This window comes from Klebsiella sp. RHBSTW-00484 (assembly GCF_013705725.1).
Classification (GTDB): domain Bacteria; phylum Pseudomonadota; class Gammaproteobacteria; order Enterobacterales; family Enterobacteriaceae; genus Klebsiella.
This window is the reverse complement of the sequence record NZ_CP055481.1, coordinates 4828854-4845240: the sequence shown is the minus strand read 5'-3', so window position 1 is coordinate 4845240 and position 16387 is coordinate 4828854. Positions and strand designations below refer to the sequence as shown.

Below are 16387 nucleotides of genomic sequence, written 5' to 3'. Positions count from 1 at the left end.
GTGATGATAACGGCGGCGCTCTGCGTGACCCGGACCTATGCTGCGGTCTCAAAAACCACCTGGCCGGATGCGGCGGCCATGCAGTTTGTGTTCGTCGAAAATAACTCGGATGATAACTTCTTTGTTACCCCTGGCGGCGGCTTAGACCCGCGTATGACCGGGGCTAACCGCTGGACCGGGCTGAAATATAACGGCTCGGGCACTATCTATCAGCAGAGTCTGGGCTATATCGACAATGGCTATAACACGGGCCTGATTGCCAACTGGAAGTTTGATATGTGGTTCGATAACTCCCCCACATCTCATCCGTTACAGGGCCTGCGCTGTATTAACTGGTATGCGGGCTGCAATATGACCACCAGTCTGATTCAGCCGCAAACCACCGATGCCAGCGGTTTCTATGGCGCGACGGTGACGCCTGGCGGGCAAAAGTGGATGCACGGCATGATGTCTGACGCTTTCTACCAGTATCTGCAGCAGATGTCGGTCGGCAGCAGCTTCTCTATGACCATCAACTCCTGTCAGACCTCGGTCAACTATGACGCCAGCAGTGGCGCGCGTTGTAAAGATCAGGCTTCAGGAAGCTGGTACGTGCGTAAAGTCACTCATACCAAAGCCGCAAGCCTAAAGCTAATTAACACCCATGCGCTGGCGGAAGTGTTTATTAATAGCGATGGTGTGCCAACGCTGGGGGAGGGGAATGCCGATTGCCGGACGCAAACTATCGGTACCCGTTCCGGCCTGAGCTGCAAAATGGTGAACTACAATTTGCAAACCAACGGCCTGAGTAATACTTCTATTCATATTTTCCCAGCTATCAGCAACTCGTCGCTGGCTTCCGCGGTGGGTACCTATGATATGCAGTTCAGCCTGAACGGTAATTCATGGAAACCGGTTAACGGCATTGCCCAGTACTACACGTTCAATGAGATGAAATCCTCTGATTCAGTCTATGTTTTCTTCTCGAGTAACTTTTTTAAGCAGATGGTGAATCTCGGCATCAGTGATGTTAATACGAAAGATTTATTTAATTTCCGTTTTTATAACACTACCTCGCCGGAGTCAGGTTGGTATGAGTTTTCTACCTCCAATACGCTGATTATTAAACCGCGTGATTTCAGCATCAGTATTATTTCCGATGAATATACTTCTGCTCCAACCCGTGAAGGATATGTTGGCAGCGGCGAACCGTCGCTGGACTTCGGCTATATTGTCACGACCAGCGGTAAAACCGCCGCCGATGAAGTGCTAATTAAAGTGACCGGTCCGGCACAGGTTATTGGTGGGCGTTCATACTGTATTTTTAGTTCCCCTGACGGGACGTCGAGAGTACCGTTCCCGGCGACGCTGGCATTTCTTACCCGGGCAGGAACCACCAAAACTTATGATGCCGGGTGCGATGATACCTGGCGCGATATGACCGACGCATTATGGTTAACCACCCCATGGGCCGATATTTCCGGCGATACGGGACAGATGGATAAAACAACGGTGAAGTTTTCGATTCCGATGAATAACGATATATCGCTGCGCACGGTAGAGAATAACGGCTGGTTTGGTGAAGTGAGTGCTTCAGGAGAGATTCATGTCCAGGCGACGTGGCGTAACATTAATTAATTGGCTGCCAACAGCCTTCTGCCTGCTGGCGCTGTGGGCATCCTCAGCGGCGCAGGCTATCTCCGTCGGCAACTTAACCTTTTCGCTGGCGGCAGACGCAGAATTTGCCGCTAAGCGGGTGATAAATAATAACAAAAGCGCGCGCCTGTACCGCGTTTCAATCGTGGCGATTGACCGCCCTGGCGGCAAAGAAGTGCGTTCACGCCCGGCAGATGGCGAGCTGCTGTTTGCCCCACGTCAGCTGACGTTACAGGCAGGCGAGAGCGAATATTTTAAGTTTTACTACCACGGTCCGAAAGACAATCGCGAACGCTATTATCGGGTTTCATTTCGTGAAATTCCGTCGCGTAACTACGTGATGCGCAATCCCGGCGGTACCGAGGTCAGCATGGAACCTGTGGTGGTGATAGATACCATCCTGGTCGTACGCCCGCGCCAGGTGCAGTTCAAGTGGTTTTTTGATCGTGCGGCGGGTACCGTCAGCAATACCGGTAACACCTGGTTTAAGCTGCTGATCAAGCCCGGATGTGACACGACGGAAGAGGAGGGAGATGCATGGTATTTACGTCCCGGCGACGTTGTCCGGCAGGCTACGCTGCGCCAGCCTGGGAACCACTACATCATCTATAACGATAAATTTATTAAAATGACTGACGATTGCCCGGTGAAGTAGCCGGGTACACTCAGGTAAACGTGAGTTAACTCATAATCTCAAATGATCTGTTCTGGATTCATGATGTTCCTTTGTCTATTTTTTGTTCAGTAACCCGGATCGAATTCCACCTTTTATGAATATTATGAAATGGTATTTTTGTATCCCGAATATATATAATATTCTTCAATAGAATGATTCACGCTGTCTTTTATTTTATCTTTTGTTATTTATATTCTTTATTTATTCCATTATTCCTAAAGGAATTCCGAATGAACTTCGGTAAAATTCCTGGGTAGAGTGAATTGAGAATTTTTCCATTTAATCATTTTTTCTTATCTTGTTGATATTTATCTGTTTCTTCCTCTGTGCTTAATTTTATTTAGTTAAGTATTTCTAACTTTTTTTGTTATTTTATTTCAGTTGTTCTAATGCTTGGTGTGTGAATTAAGATTTAACCGGCCCTTCATATTGACTCATGTTAATTAAACACATAGATTCTTAATGGCAGAAGAGATATTTCATTTTTTATTCTGTGTGTATATAGTGATTATTCGTTTTATCTATGTTTTATTTTGATTTATGCACGAAATGGATTGTTTTTTCTGTGTATATTTGTTTTTTTACTCAGGAAGGGGGAATAACCGCCTTCTGTCCCATTTTAGCGTTAGGGGAGATCGGTAAGATCATGGAGGAGGAACGCGTGATATATGGACTATCAATCTGATTTAAGGTCATGCATCTGGCCAAAGGAAGATCGCTACTTTGCTGATGGATTATCCGAGATTATTTTTGAGATTAGAGATTTAATTTACCCTTCCCTGGAAACTATACGGGAAGATTTTATATTTATTAATATTAGCCCAAAATTTATGAGCCACTTTATCAGCCATGAGCAGCAATGGTTGAGGAAAACAGAGAAAAAACAGGTGGTATTAATTGCCGCTACCCGGTTGGAGGCGTTGGCTAATTATTGGTATTTTAATAGCCAGGCCAGAGGTGTGGTTTACGCTGGTTCGCTACGCAATGTCCGCTATGAATTAGCTCGGGTAATAAATGGTAGATTTCTGCGCACGGATATTAAAAAAGGAAAAATGACCAAAAAAGAGATGCAGATTATTGGTCTCCTTGCGCAAGGCATGCAGCCTAAATCAATTGCCAGAATAGAAAATTGCAGTGTGAAAACGGTATATACCCATCAGCGCAATGCTGAGGGGAAGCTGTATTCAAAGATAAATCGAATAGCCATTTGATAGTGTTTTTGTTAATAATATCCTGAGGGTGATTTTTGAAATGTATATACCCATCACACTTCAAGTGGCATGTGTGTTGGCTGCGGATGACTCGGCCCATTCATGGGCCTCGCCCTGGCGGGCCGTCGCAAGCGACGTTCACATCTGCTCCCGGCAGATTTGTCGCTTACCCGAATCACTTATCAGAGTAAACTCATCGGGATCCACTTCCTTGCCGCCTGCCTGCGACTCGAATTATTTAGGGTATAGAGGATTCACACACCCTTAAATAGCAATCAGTATTAAATATAAAATATTACCCTTGATTTGGTCATTGTATTTTCCTGTATGTACTCCGCGCTGACCTGTATCACCTCAGGATAGCCATAAAAATCCACGTTAAAGCAACATGGCGCGATATCAATTAACCGCGCCATGTCGAATGATTTACCCGGCTGCTCTCGTATACCGACGATTTGCCAGCAGGCTCAGGCCGCAGCACAGCAGGTAATAAACCGCGCCGGTAAAGACAAAAATCGCCAGCGGATATATCTGCACGCGGTTATTGACCTGCCCGGCGACGGTGGTCAGTTCCGGTACATTGACGATAAAGGCCAGCGAAGTGTCTTTGAGCAGGCCGATAAATATCCCGACCAGTGACGGCTGAACATTGCGTAACGCCTGCGGCAGCAGGATCAGGCGCAGCGTTTGTCCGGGAGCAAACCCCTGGGTCAGCGCCGCTTCGTACTGCCCGTGCGGCAGCGATTGCAGGCCAGCCAGCACCGAGTGCATCACCGAGGCGGCGGTAAACCACGCCAGCGCTACCGTGACGGTCACCGCCCCCGGCAGGTCGCTGCCGGTAAGCATTGGCAGCAGATACCACAGCCAGAAAATCACGAAAATCAGCGGAATGCCGCGAATGATTTCCGCCCACAGAAATAATAATCGCCGCACGATCCCGCCGTAGCGCCAGGCGATACCCGCCAACAGCACCCCGCCGGGCAGCGCCAGCGCGGCGGCGCCGATAGCCATCAGCAGCGTTAACACCACGCCGCCGGGAATACCGTCCGCCAGTCGTCCCCACAGCAGATAGTCGAGGTTATCGACAATCACCGCCAGATTAGCGTTCATACCCGGCTCTCCTTTGCTGATGTTTTCCCGGACCGAAACGCGTCAGCGCCACGCCCATGACCACGCCAAGCGCCAGATACAGCACGGTGCCGACGGCAAAGGCCTCCAGCGCATGCGCGTTGTAGCTCTCAATTTGCCGCACCTGATAGGTGAGTTCGGCAAAGCCGATGCCGCTCGCCAGCGAAGAGAGCTTCATCAGGTTCAGATATTGGCCGATAATCGGCTGCCAGGCGTTAGCCAGCCCCTGCGGCAGCAGAATGTGGCGCAGCTCTTGCCAGGGTGTGAACCCCTGCGACAGCGCTGCTTCCCGCTGACCATGGCTAACGGCGCGTAATCCGGAGGCGATCTCCTCAATCAGAAACGCCGAGGTAAAGACCCCGAGTCCCCACATTGAGCAGAGAAACTCCGGCGTTAGCCACCAGACGTTGCCCGGCAGAATCGACCAGCTATGTTCGTCGTTGATAAAATCCCGTGCCCCAAGCGGCAGCAGATTCCAGGCGGCAAAATACCAGAACAGCAGTTGAACCAGCAGCGGCGTATTGCGAAACAGTGAAACCCAGGCCGCCACCAGCCAGCGTCCGGGCCGACCGCCGCCGAGGCGCAGCGCCAGCAGCAGGATAGCCAGCGCGGTCGCCAGAATCATCCCGGCGACGCTAACCCAGACGGTGGTGAGAAAACCGGAGATTATCCATTGCAGCGGCTGCCCGCTCAGCACGCCGTGCCAGTCGAGATGCGGGATCACGCCTCACTCTCCTGGTGCAGCGGGTCGAGCACCTTTTGCAGAAAACGACGGGTGCGGGCGTGCTGCGGTCGGGCGAAGAACTCGGCCGGCGGTGCGACTTCGAGAATATCGCCGCCGTCGATAAACACCACCCGGTCTGCAATCTCGCGGGCGAACTGCATCTCGTGCGTCACCACCACCATGGTGATCCCGCTATGGGCGAGGGTTTTCATCACCTGTAAGACTTCGCCGATCATTTCCGGGTCCAGCGCTGATGTCGGTTCATCGAACAGGATGATTTGCGGTGAGGAGGCGAGGGCGCGGGCGATAGCTACCCGCTGCTGCTGACCGCCGGAGAGCTGGGCGGGCATCTGTTGGGCTTTATCTTCGAGACCAACCTGTTTGAGCAGCGCTAACGCGCGTTCGCGGGCGGCGCTTTTGCCCCAGCCGTGAACCCGCTCCAGCGCGAGGGTAATATTCTCCTGCGCCGTCAGGTGGGCGTAGAGATTAAACTGTTGAAAGACAAAGCCGACCCGGCTGCGCAGCTGGCGCAGGGCGCTGCCGGTGAGCTTACGCGTCGGTTTGCCGTCGATCAGGATCTCGCCGCCGCTGAGGGATTCCAACTGGTTGATCAGACGGATCAGGGTTGATTTTCCCGATCCCGAAGGGCCGAGGATTGCCACCACTTCGCCGGGTTCGACCTGCAAATTAACGCCGTTCAGTACCCGATGATCGCCGTAGCTTTTGGCGACATCGCGGAACTCAATACTTGCGCGCTTTAGGTGCGAAAAATCCGCGGACGATGCCGCGGAGCGTGAAAATAGAGCCGATAACATAATGTATTTTCTGCTTATTTAGCTTCGATAGTAAAGGCGCGCGGCTGCGGGGTTTTGGTGCTCGGGCCAAACCAGACGTCGTAAATTTTGGCCGCTTCGCCGGATTTCTCCAGGTTCACCAGCTCGTCGTTCACCGCTTTCAACAAAGCCGGTTCGCCTTTCTTCACACCGACGCCAATCTCTTCTTTGCTCAGCAGGTCAGGAATGATTTTGAAGTTCGCCTTGTCCGGCGCTTCCGCCAGCAGCCCGGCGAGAATGGTGCTGTCCTGAGTGATCGCCTGCACGTTACCGTTGCGCAGGGCGGTCAGCGCCAGCGGAATATCGTCATAAGAGAGCACGCGAGATTGCGGAAAACGCTGATGCAGCGCCTGCTCGCCGGTGGTGCCTTTTACCGCACCGATGCGCGCTTTGCTGTAATCATCAAGTTTATCTGCTGATTTGGCCGGGACGAGGAACTGTTGGCCAGTAACGAAATAAGGTGTTGAGAAATCAATTACCTGTGCACGTTCCGGGGTGATGGTGATGTCGGCAACGATCAGATCGGCTTTACCTGATTGCAGCAGCGGAATGCGGTTAGCCGGGTTAGTGGCGACCAGTTCCAGCTTCACGCCGAGAGATTTTGCCAGCGCTTCGGCGAAGTCCACGTCGTAGCCGACGATTTTATGCGTTTTCGGGTCTACCGAGCCGAAAGGCGGGTTGGCGTCGAAGGTGGCGACTTTGACCACCCCGGCGGCTTTGATATCGGCTAATTGGTCGGCTTGAGCCTGCGCGGCGAGCACCAGAATGCCCAGCGCCAGCGCGATTTTTGTTTTTGCAATGCGCATAATTTATCCCCTGAATCCCTGTTTTGTTTTGTGTTAATCACGCTCCCACAAATTGACCGTCTGCGGCAAAGAAGAAAAAGTTCTTATGTATAACGAAAAAGAACTTAACAAAGTTGTGGATATTGTTTATCCGGCTCTGTGCTACCAAACCAGGGACAAGTAGCCCGCACCGCCTCCGGGAACATCCTCTCACCCCTAATATGCATCCCGCAGAATTACAAATCAGGAATTGATATTTCCCGCCCGCCGTCAACTGTGGTTGAAATAGACGCAAGCAAAACGCTTCCCGACGGAGGAGAAAAATGAAAGTGGCACTATGGCAACGCATCACGGGCTGGCTGGCATCTTTATCTAACGGTGAAGCCGGGCAGCAGGATACCCAACGCATGATGGAGGCGATATTACCGGTCGCCAGTCTCTACGGAATTGACCTCGGTAACGTGGAAACAAGGTGGTTTCGCCATGATAAAACATACTGAGCGGCGCAGGACGCGTGAAGCCTACTGGAATGAGGTGTGCTTTGTGTAGCGAGAGGCTGTTTGCGGTTGCGGCGACGCAGGAAGCGATGCCGCAGCCATGAACAGCTTTGCTTTCGTGTTAACCGCCGAGATACATCCGCTTAATTTCCGGATTTGCCAGCACCTCCGGGGCCGGGCCGGAAAGCATAATCTTCCCATTCTCCAGCACATAGGCGCGATCGGCGATAGTCAACGCCGCCGTGGCGTTCTGTTCTACCAGCAGCACGGTAATATTCTCCTCCCGCAGCTGCTTAATCGTGGCGAACAGCTCGCCGACAATTTTCGGCGCCAGCCCGAGGCTTGGCTCATCAAGCATCAGTAAAACCGGCTCGCTCATTAACGCTCTGGAGATAGCCAGCATCTGCTGCTCGCCGCCGCTCATGGTGCCCGCCATCTGATTACGCCGCTCTTTGAGCCGGGGAAACAGGCTGTACATGCGATCGCGCAGGCGGGTGAATCCGGCGAGATTGTTGTAGGCCCCCATGCGCAGGTTTTCTTCGATAGTCAGGTTAGTGAAGATGCGCCGCCCCTCGGGGACCAGCGCCAGCCCCCGACGCACAATCTGGTGCGTCTGGCTGCGGGAAATATCCTCGTTGAGAAACTTCACCCGCCCTGTGGAACGCACCAGATTGACGATACCGTTGAGGGTTGAGGTTTTCCCCGCGCCGTTGCTGCCGATTAAGGTCACGATCTCCCGGTCGTTGATATCAATATCAACGCCTTTCAGTCCCTGAATCACACCGTAAAACACTTTTAACTCGCGCGCGCTAAGCATAACGGACGTCCCCCAGGTAAGCGGAAATCACCTCCGGATCCTCAATGGCTTCGGACATCAGGCCGCTGAACAGCGGTTTACCGTACTCCAGCACCATCACCCGCTCGCACAGCTTGTTGACGAACGGCATGTCGTGCTCAATTAACAGCACGCTGAGCTGGTAGTCGTCACGCATACGGAAGATCAGGTCCGCCAGATCTTCCGTCTCTTTTGGGTTCATCCCGGCAGCGGGTTCATCCAGCAGCAATAGCTTAGGCGATGTCGCCAGCGCGCGGGCGATCTCGACCTTACGCTGGTTGCCGTAGCTGAGGTTAGTGGCCTGCATATCGGCGAAATGGGCGATGCCGATATCGTCCAGAATCGCCATTGCCTTGGCCTTCGCCGCTCGTTCAGCGGGGAAATAGCGGCCGATATGCAGCGCCGCTTCCAGCAGTGAATAGCGGCTGGCGCTATCAAGGCCGACCATCACGTTTTCTAATACCGTCATCGAGTTAAACAGGCGGATATTCTGAAAGGTGCGGGCGATCCCGGCGTTGACCACCTGGTTCGGCTTCAGCCCTTTCAACGATTTTCCCGCAAGGGTCACGCTGCCGCTGGTCGGTTTATAGTTGGCGGTAATCACGTTGAACATAGTGGTTTTACCCGCGCCGTTGGGGCCAATCAGGCCAAAAATTTCCGCCTCGTCGACGTGGAAACTGACGTTGTCGATGGCCCGCAGCCCACCGAACTGCATGGTGACGTCCTGTACCTGTAAAATGACCTTATTTTGCGCCATAGCCACGGCCCCTTTTACCCACTTGCCAAATCTCTTTTTTGCCCAGCAGACCTTCGCGGGCGAACAGCATGATGATCAGCAGCAGCAGCGAGAACACCACCATTCGCAGTCCCGGATATGCCCCGAGATCGTGACCGAAGAACTGGAGCGGCTGGTCGAGAAAGCGCAGCCACTCGCCGCTGCCGACTACCAGCACGGTACCGAGCAGCGCGCCAGTGGTGCTGCCCAGACCGCCGAGCACGATAATAATCAGCAACTGGAAGGTGAGCATAAAGTCGAACAGGTTCGGCGATATGGTGGTCAGCAGCGATGCCAGCAGGCCGCCGCCGATCCCTTCAAAGAATGCGCTGGTGGCGAAAGCACAGGTTTTAATCCGAAACGTGTTTACCCCCATGGCGATGGCGGCGTCTTCATCGTCGCGCACGGCTTTCATCATTCGCCCGTATTTCGACCACACCAGTTGCAAAATCATCCCGGTCGCCAGCAGAGCGAACAGCCCGCACCAGAACAGCAGATGCGGCTGTTGGGGGATATCGTTGAGGCCAATCGCGCCGTTGGTGATCTGCGGATTGTTAATGGCGAGGATTTTAATAATAAAGCCGAAGCCGAGGGTGACGATCGCCAGGTAGTCGCCGCGTACGCGGAATACCGGCAAGGCAAGGCACACCGCCAGCGCCGCCGCGCACAGGCCGCTGATAAGCAACGCGGGCAGGAAACTGGCGTGCAGCACGAGGATCCACGGGCTGGGAGCGGCCATCTCAAACATATCCAGCTTGCTGTCGTTAGAGAGAATCAATAAAGCGGTGACGTAAGCGCCGACCGCCACAAAGCCGTTGGGCTCCAGCGACAACTGGCCGGTGACGCCGTTGATCAGGTTGTAGCTGACTGCGAGGATCATAAAGACAAAAATGGTGCTGATGACGCGAATAATATAGTCGTTGAAGACCACGTTAATCCCGGCCAGCAGCGCAATGCAGATAACAATAATGACCAGGTTGCGCAGCTGCGCCCCGGCGGTCGTTGTCGCGTTGAGCATCAGAAACGGCTCCTTTCCAGACGTTCATCGCCCATAATGCCAACCGGGCGGAATAAGAGGACCAGAATCAAGAACATAAAGGCGAAGGCGTCTTTGTAGCCGCCAAGTTCGGGAAATAGCGCAACCGCGACCACTTCGGTAAAACCGAGAATAAAACCACCTAACACCGCGCCGGTGACGCTGCCTATTCCGCCAAGCACCGCGGCGGCGAAGGCTTTCAGGCCAATCAGCACGCCCATCAGCGGGTCGATGGTCGGATAGCTAATCGAGTAGAACACCCCGCCCAGCGCCGCGAGGCTGCTGCCGAGAGCGAATACCAGCGAGATAATACGGTTGGCGTCGATGCCCATCAGACGCACGGTATTGACGTCGAAAGCCACCGCGCGGATAGCCATTCCGTAGCGAGTGCGGTACAGCAGCCAGAGGATCGCCAACAACAACAGAACGGTAATCAGCGGTACGATCCACGCTACGTTGGTGATAATCACGTCACCAAAAGCGCGGGTGTTATTGAAGAATTCCGGCGCGGCGAAAAAGCGCGAGCTGCCGCCAAACAGCACGTTGAACAGGTTTTCGAGAAAGAAACTGACGCCGATGGCGGTGATCAGCATCGAGATTTTTGATGCCTGGCGCAGCGGACGGTAGGCCACCCGGTCGATAAGCATCCCGAACAGGCCGCACAGCGCGAGGGTCAGGAAAACAGCTACCCCAAAGGGTAGCCCAATAGAAGAAAATAAAAACAGGGTGGTAAACGCCCCGACCATCATGACGTCCGCATGGGCGAAGTTGATCAGGCGCAGCACCCCATAAACCATCGTATAGCCGATGGCAATCAGGGCGTACATGCCCCCGAGGCTCATTCCATTGACCACTTGCTGGAGAAAAATGGCACCATCCATCTGTTATCTCTCTTATCTACCCTAAATAATTCGAGTTACAACCAACGCACATGCAACTTGAAGTATGACGGGGTTAAGGATTGACCACGGTACGAAACGCCAGTTTGCCATCCTTCACTTCGTTGATGACCGCGCTGCGGATAGCGTCGCCGTTTTGCAACGTCAGAGTGCCGGTCACGCCCTGGAAGTCCTTGGTGGCGCGAATTTTTTCGTTAACGCAAACCCGATCATGCGGGTCGCTGCACTGGTTCATGGCGTTGATAATGACGTTATACGCATCCGCTGCCATTGCGCCCCAGGTATGGGTCGGCTGCTGATATTTCGCTTCCCAGGCTTTGATAAACACCTCGCCCGCTGGCGTTTGCTCTTTGGCGTTCGGCGAATAGTAATCGGTGGTCATATAGCCGTTGACCGCGTCTTTACCGACGTCAAAGAAGACCTGATCCGCCGCCAGACCGTCGCCGCCGACCACCGGTTTGCTCAGCCCCAACTGTTTCGCCTGCACGGCGATAAGCGCCCCTTCGGTGTAGTAAATCGGCATATAAATCATGTCGACGTTCTTCGCTTTCACGCTGGCCAACTGGGCTTTAAAGTCTTTGCTGCCGCCGGGGGCCTGAACTTCGATAGGGATGGTGCCGCCGTTTTTCAGGAACTGAGTGCGGAAGGCCTTCGCCAGGCCGACGGAGTAGTCGTTGCTGCTGTCGAAGACGATGGCGGCGGTTTTGGCTTTCAGGTCGCGGGAGGCGAGGTTTGCGCCAACCACGCCCTGGAAGCTGTCGGAGAAGCAGACCCGGCTAACGTAAGGGTGGTTGCGGGTGACGCGGTCGTTGGTGGCGGTCGAGGAGACCAGCGGCGTTTTGCTGTCGTCGGCGATTTTGGTCATCGCCAGGGTATTGGAGGAGGTGACTTCGCCGATCACCGCATCGACTTTATCGCTGGAAACCAGGCGCTGCATGGCGTTAGCGGCTTCGACCTTGTCGCTCTTATCGTCAATCACGATAAGCTTAACGGTGTCGCCATTTTTTAATGTCGGCGTAATGCTCTGAATAATATCCAGCCCTTTTTGTGATGGCTGTCCGTAACCGCTCAGCGCGCCGCTTAGCGGCAATACCACGCCGATTTTAATTTCAGCCGCCTGTACGCTATTGGCACCGACCCACGCAGCAACCAGCATGGCCATTAAAGACGCTTTCCCGGAAAACTTTTTCATTTTTACCTCATCGTCGGTCAATTATTTAGGGCACTACCATCAATGACTGCATAACATCGAGAAATAACTCACCAGAGAAAGTGGTGAATTATTTGGCGTTATTTTGAATGGATAACGAGATATATTTAATGCGCAGATTTACCTTACAACGTTCGTTTCATTTTTACTCATGCAATATTCTTATTACCTGCAGGAAAGGGCATAAGGCTGATGACAGCCCTGTTTTTGGTACGGTGAACGCATTTTGCCGGGTAGCAGCTGACGCCTTGCCCGGCCTCGAAAATCCGCAATTTCAGCACGCGCCTGAATATAATATTCAGGTGCGTCATGAATATTAAAAATCTATTCTGCTGCTCGCGCGGCCAATTATTTTAATTGGCTCAAAGGTTTTATTTTTCCATGCAGCGCCGGATTATCGCTTTCATCTTTCAGGCGCACCCCGGTTAGCCGCCGTAAAAAGGCCTGCTCCAGCAGCCAGGCCAGCTTAAATGCGGCGGCATCATAGCTCAGTCCCTCCGGGCGAATATTGGAAATACAGTTGCGCTCCGACTCCAGCCGCTGACGATGCGGCTGCCAGGTCAAATAAACCCCAAGGCTATCCGGCGAAGAGAGTCCCGGTCTTTCGCCAATCAGAATCGCTACCGCTCTGGCCTTCAGCGTTTCGCCAATATCATCGCCCAGTGCGACCCGCGACTGGTGCGCCAGCACCACCGGAGCAAGGCTCAACCCAAGCGTTTCCAGGTAGGGGAGAAGGGCACGGATCAGCGGCAGCGCCTGGCGCTGTACGGCGTATGACGACAGCCCGTCGCCAACCACTATTAGCAGGTCGGCGGGACGTGCGCGGCTGGCGGCCAGATCAGTGCGGCTCGCATCGTTCAGGCATCGTCCCAGATCCGGGCGATTCAGATAAACATGCCGATCGCTGGCGGCGCTGTGGACGGTCAGCGAAGAGAGGCCCAAATCCGCCAGCGGCTGTTCTAGCTGGTCGCTGGCGAAGGGCTGGTGGATGGCGTCGCGCGCCCTGGCGTGAGCGAGGCCGAAATTGAGCACTTCTCGGGTCGGCAGGCTCGCGCCGCTACGGCCCAGCGCAATCCGCGCATCGGTAAATTCACGCAGCGGGTTCCAGGCGTCGGGAGGATTCATACCGGTGCTCCTTGCGGCAGGACGGAAAGTAGCGGATGGCGGGCATCGGTCAGACGCAGCGCGCCGTGGCGGTCAATAATCTGCATCCTCGCCAGCCAGTCGGCAAACTCCGGCGCATGTTTTAAACCCAGCAGGCGGCGGGCATACAGGGCATCGTGAAACGAGGTGCTTTGATAGTTGAGCATAATATCGTCAGCTCCCGGTACGCCGATCAGGAAGGTCAGTCCGGCGGTGCACAGCAGCGTCAGCAGGGTATCCATATCGTCCTGATCCGCTTCAGCGTGGTTGGTGTAGCAGACGTCGCAGCCGATAGGCAGCCCCATCAGCTTGCCGCAGAAATGGTCTTCCAGCCCGGCGCGGATAATCTGCTTGCCATCGTAGAGATATTCCGGGCCGATAAAGCCCACCACCGTATTGACCAGCAGCGGCTCGAAATGGCGGGCGACGGCATAGGCGCGGGCTTCGCAGGTCTGCTGGTCAACGCCGTGATGGGCATTGGCGGAAAGACAGCTGCCCTGACCGGTTTCAAAATACATCACGTTGTTGCCGAGCGTGCCGCGATTCAGGCTGAGCGCCGCTTCCCGGGCCTCCTGCAGCAGAGCCAGATTAATGCCGAAACCGCTATTGGCGGCCTCGGTCCCGGCCACCGACTGAAACACCAGATCCACCGGCGCGCCGCGCTCAATCAGCTGTAAGGTGTTGGTGACGTGGGTCAAAATGCACGACTGGGTGGGGATAGCGAAGCGCTGAATAATATCGTCGAGCATATGGTTAAGCTGCGCCAGTACCGGCAGGCTGTCGCTGGCCGGATTAATACCGATCACCGCATCCCCCGCGCCGTACAGCAGGCCGTCGAGCATACTGGCGGCGATCCCTTTCATATCATCGGTGGGGTGATTCGGCTGCAGGCGCACGCTGAGATGCCCCGGCAGGCCAATAGTATTGCGAAAACGCGTGACGACCCGGCATTTGCTGGCGGCGAGGATCAGATCCTGGTTACGCATCAGCTTGCTGACCGCCGCTGCCATCTCCGGGGTTATCGCCCTTGCGACCTGGCGTAGTGCCGCCTCGTCGGTGGCATCATCGAGCAGCCAGTCGCGAAAATCGCCGACCGTCAGATGGCGAATCGCCGCGAAGCCCTGGCTGTCGTGGGTATCGAGTATCAGCCGGGTCACTTCATCCTGCTCGTAGGGAATCAGCGGATTAGCGAGAATTTCCGTCAATGGCACCTCCGCCAGCGCCATTTTTGCTGCCATCCGCTCTTCGGCGGACTCGGCGATGATCCCCGCCAGCGCGTCGCCGGAACGCGCCGGGGAGGCTTTCGCCATCAGTGTCTTCAGACTATCAAAACGCCATACCTGGCCCGATAGCGTAGTTTTATACATGTGTCGACTCCTCAGGAGACCGTGCGCAGCTGCGGATCTACCGCCGCGCGCTGGCGGGCACCTGCGGTCTTGCGAAACCACAGATAGCCGCCGAGCATCATGGCGGCGAAAATGAGCGCCAGCAGCGGGTTGTACCAGACCATCGCCACCAGGCAGAGTACCGCCATCGCCAGGGCAAAGGCCGGTGCCCATGGATAGAGCGGCGCGCGGAACGGGCGAATCAGCTTCGGCTCGCTGCGGCGCAGTTTAAACAGCGCCGCCATCGAGGTGATATACATAACAATAGCGCCAAATACCGACATCGTGACGATACAGGCGGTCAGCGGCATCCCGCTAATGGTGATCAGCGAATCAGAGAAGATGGCGGCGATACCAACCACGCCGCCTGCGAGGATCGCCAGATGCGGCGTGCGGGTACGGCGGTTCAGCGTCGCCAGGCTGGCGGGAAGATAGCCTGCGCGCGCCAGGGAGTAAATCTGCCGTGAGTAGCCCATAATAATCCCGTGGAACGACGCCACCAGGCCGAACAGCCCCAACCACACCAGCATATGCAGCCAGCCGCTGCTGCTGCCAACCACCATTTTCATCGCCTGCGGCAGCGGGTCGTTAATATTCGCCAGGGTTCGCCAGTCGCCGACGCCCCCGGCAAAGACCATTACACCAATTGCCAGCACGGTCAGGGTCAGGATGCCGCCGCCCAGCGCCCGGGGAATGGTGCGCTGCGGGTCTTTGGCCTCTTCGGCGGCCATCGATGCGCCTTCAATCGCCAGAAAGAACCAGATAGCAAACGGGATGGCGGCAAACATGCCCGGCAGCGCCAGACCGCTGAAGCTCTCCGCGCCCGCCCAGCCGTTAGCCGTAAAGTGGCTCCAGGAGAAACCCGGCGCAACCACGCCCATAAACACCAGCAGCTCGAAGATGGCCAGCAGGGTGACCACCAGCTCAAAGGTGGCGGCGATCCCGACGCCAAGAATATTCAGCGTCATAAATATGAGGTAAGCACCGCAGGCCACCCATTTCGGGTCCAGCGCCGGAAACTGTACGTTAAGGTAGGCGCCGATGGCCATGGCAATGGCGGGCGGGGCAAAGACAAACTCAATCAGGGTCGCGAAGCCGGCAATAAAGCCGCCGGTCGGGCCAAAAGCGCGGTAGGCGTAGGCAAAAGGCCCGCCTGCATGCGGAATAGCGGTGGTCAGCTCGGTAAAACTAAAAATAAAGGCGCAATACATGGCGGCAATCGCCAGCGCAACAATCATAAAGCCCAGCGTCCCGGCCTGGGACCAGCCGTAGCTCCAGCCGAAATACTCTCCGGAAATAACCAGCCCAACGGCAATCCCCCATAAGCGGAAACTGCCGAGCGTTCTTTTTAGCGTTGTGGTTTGCTCTGTCATGTTCGTTGCCTCGCCAGATAAAGTTACCCGGATGATTGCAAAGAGAGTGCCAGGTCATACCACTTATAAACGCTGTGGTTTAAGAACCTATCCCATTAGGGCTATCTTATTTGCCAGTTTGGCCCTGGGCAGTGCTCAGAATCCTCACGTACTACGTGTACGCTCCGGTTCTTGCGCGCTGTCCGTGTCCAAACTGCCTGCAACGATTACGCCTACTGGGATAGGCTCTAAGCCAGTGACGA

Annotated in this window: 16 protein-coding genes; 4 read left to right on the top strand and 12 right to left on the bottom strand. The window is 54.9% G+C overall.

From position 1 onward, the window contains the following. Positions 1–3 precede the first annotated feature (3 nt). The 3 genes from ecpD (at position 4) to ecpR (ending at position 3522) form a co-directional block, all read left to right on the top strand. Positions 4–1617, top strand: coding sequence for a fimbrial adhesin EcpD (gene ecpD / locus HV213_RS22825; RefSeq protein ID WP_228288636.1), 1614 nt, complete (start codon positions 4–6; stop codon positions 1615–1617). Further along, positions 1586–2290, top strand: coding sequence for a fimbrial biogenesis chaperone (locus HV213_RS22820; protein ID WP_181483422.1), 705 nt, complete (start codon positions 1586–1588; stop codon positions 2288–2290). Before ecpD ends, HV213_RS22820 begins: the two co-directional genes overlap by 32 nt. 689 nt (positions 2291–2979) lie before the next feature. Next, positions 2980–3522, top strand: coding sequence for an ECP biosynthesis operon DNA-binding transcriptional regulator EcpR (ecpR, locus tag HV213_RS22815; protein WP_181483421.1), 543 nt, complete (start codon positions 2980–2982; stop codon positions 3520–3522). 426 nt (positions 3523–3948) lie between these two features. On the opposite strand, the gene HV213_RS22810 is transcribed toward ecpR, so the two are convergent. From HV213_RS22810 to HV213_RS22795, 4 genes are read right to left on the bottom strand one after another with little or no spacing between them, the layout of a single operon-like run. Then, complete coding sequence (locus tag HV213_RS22810; RefSeq protein ID WP_181483420.1) at positions 3949–4632, bottom strand: amino acid ABC transporter permease; 684 nt, start codon at positions 4630–4632, stop codon at positions 3949–3951. Then, on the bottom strand, positions 4622–5374 hold the full coding sequence (locus HV213_RS22805) for an amino acid ABC transporter permease (protein WP_181483419.1): 753 nt from the start codon (positions 5372–5374) through the stop codon (positions 4622–4624). Before HV213_RS22805 ends, HV213_RS22810 begins: the two co-directional genes overlap by 11 nt. After that, a complete protein-coding gene (locus tag HV213_RS22800) occupies positions 5371–6189 on the bottom strand; it encodes an amino acid ABC transporter ATP-binding protein (protein ID WP_181483418.1) in 819 nt (272 codons plus the stop codon). Before HV213_RS22800 ends, HV213_RS22805 begins: the two co-directional genes overlap by 4 nt. A gap of 14 nt (positions 6190–6203) precedes the next feature. After that, complete coding sequence (locus HV213_RS22795; protein ID WP_110273847.1) at positions 6204–7013, bottom strand: ABC transporter substrate-binding protein; 810 nt, start codon at positions 7011–7013, stop codon at positions 6204–6206. Positions 7014–7315: 302 nt separating this feature from the next. On the opposite strand from HV213_RS22795, the gene HV213_RS22790 reads away from it, so the two are divergent. Continuing rightward, complete coding sequence (locus tag HV213_RS22790; protein ID WP_110273846.1) at positions 7316–7492, top strand: hypothetical protein; 177 nt, start codon at positions 7316–7318, stop codon at positions 7490–7492. Between the two features lie 118 nt (positions 7493–7610). Here HV213_RS22790 and HV213_RS22785 read toward each other — a convergent pair whose 3' ends face one another. The 8 genes from HV213_RS22785 to eat form a co-directional block, all read right to left on the bottom strand. Further along, entirely contained in the window at positions 7611–8306 is a 696-nt protein-coding gene (locus HV213_RS22785) for an ABC transporter ATP-binding protein (RefSeq protein ID WP_181483417.1), read from the bottom strand. Further along, the gene (locus HV213_RS22780; protein ID WP_181483416.1) at positions 8299–9081 is read right to left on the bottom strand and encodes an ABC transporter ATP-binding protein; all 783 of its coding nucleotides are present in this window, start codon (positions 9079–9081) and stop codon (positions 8299–8301) included. Before HV213_RS22780 ends, HV213_RS22785 begins: the two co-directional genes overlap by 8 nt. Then, the gene (locus HV213_RS22775) at positions 9068–10117 is read right to left on the bottom strand and encodes a branched-chain amino acid ABC transporter permease (RefSeq protein WP_181483415.1); all 1050 of its coding nucleotides are present in this window, start codon (positions 10115–10117) and stop codon (positions 9068–9070) included. The genes HV213_RS22780 and HV213_RS22775 overlap by 14 nt, the downstream gene beginning before the upstream one ends. Continuing rightward, on the bottom strand, positions 10117–11016 hold the full coding sequence (locus HV213_RS22770; protein WP_112214060.1) for a branched-chain amino acid ABC transporter permease: 900 nt from the start codon (positions 11014–11016) through the stop codon (positions 10117–10119). Before HV213_RS22770 ends, HV213_RS22775 begins: the two co-directional genes overlap by 1 nt. A 73-nt stretch (positions 11017–11089) precedes the next feature. Further along, the gene (locus HV213_RS22765) at positions 11090–12196 is read right to left on the bottom strand and encodes an ABC transporter substrate-binding protein (protein ID WP_181483414.1); all 1107 of its coding nucleotides are present in this window, start codon (positions 12194–12196) and stop codon (positions 11090–11092) included. Positions 12197–12592: 396 nt separating this feature from the next. Next, entirely contained in the window at positions 12593–13369 is a 777-nt protein-coding gene (eutC, locus tag HV213_RS22760; protein ID WP_181483413.1) for an ethanolamine ammonia-lyase subunit EutC, read from the bottom strand. Next, positions 13366–14754: an ethanolamine ammonia-lyase subunit EutB gene (locus HV213_RS22755; RefSeq protein ID WP_181483412.1), complete on the bottom strand. Its 1389-nt coding sequence runs from the start codon at positions 14752–14754 to the stop codon at positions 13366–13368. The genes eutC and HV213_RS22755 overlap by 4 nt, the downstream gene beginning before the upstream one ends. 11 nt (positions 14755–14765) lie before the next feature. Then, the gene (gene eat / locus HV213_RS22750; RefSeq protein WP_181483411.1) at positions 14766–16145 is read right to left on the bottom strand and encodes an ethanolamine permease; all 1380 of its coding nucleotides are present in this window, start codon (positions 16143–16145) and stop codon (positions 14766–14768) included. Positions 16146–16387 lie beyond the last annotated feature (242 nt).

Coding starts and splice junctions, on each gene's coding strand:
- HV213_RS22765 (WP_181483414.1), bottom strand. CDS start 12,196: ATGGCCATGCTGGTTGCTGCGTGGGTCGGTGCCAATAGCGTACAGGCG.
- HV213_RS22800 (WP_181483418.1), bottom strand. CDS start 6,189: ATGTTATCGGCTCTATTTTCACGCTCCGCGGCATCGTCCGCGGATTTT.
- HV213_RS22770 (WP_112214060.1), bottom strand. CDS start 11,016: ATGGATGGTGCCATTTTTCTCCAGCAAGTGGTCAATGGAATGAGCCTC.
- HV213_RS22785 (WP_181483417.1), bottom strand. CDS start 8,306: ATGCTTAGCGCGCGCGAGTTAAAAGTGTTTTACGGTGTGATTCAGGGA.
- HV213_RS22790 (WP_110273846.1), top strand. CDS start 7,316: ATGAAAGTGGCACTATGGCAACGCATCACGGGCTGGCTGGCATCTTTA.
- ecpD (WP_228288636.1), top strand. CDS start 4: ATGATAACGGCGGCGCTCTGCGTGACCCGGACCTATGCTGCGGTCTCA.
- HV213_RS22810 (WP_181483420.1), bottom strand. CDS start 4,632: ATGAACGCTAATCTGGCGGTGATTGTCGATAACCTCGACTATCTGCTG.
- HV213_RS22820 (WP_181483422.1), top strand. CDS start 1,586: ATGTCCAGGCGACGTGGCGTAACATTAATTAATTGGCTGCCAACAGCC.
- eutC (WP_181483413.1), bottom strand. CDS start 13,369: ATGAATCCTCCCGACGCCTGGAACCCGCTGCGTGAATTTACCGATGCG.
- HV213_RS22780 (WP_181483416.1), bottom strand. CDS start 9,081: ATGGCGCAAAATAAGGTCATTTTACAGGTACAGGACGTCACCATGCAG.
- eat (WP_181483411.1), bottom strand. CDS start 16,145: ATGACAGAGCAAACCACAACGCTAAAAAGAACGCTCGGCAGTTTCCGC.
- ecpR (WP_181483421.1), top strand. CDS start 2,980: ATGGACTATCAATCTGATTTAAGGTCATGCATCTGGCCAAAGGAAGAT.
- HV213_RS22775 (WP_181483415.1), bottom strand. CDS start 10,117: ATGCTCAACGCGACAACGACCGCCGGGGCGCAGCTGCGCAACCTGGTC.
- HV213_RS22755 (WP_181483412.1), bottom strand. CDS start 14,754: ATGTATAAAACTACGCTATCGGGCCAGGTATGGCGTTTTGATAGTCTG.
- HV213_RS22795 (WP_110273847.1), bottom strand. CDS start 7,013: ATGCGCATTGCAAAAACAAAAATCGCGCTGGCGCTGGGCATTCTGGTG.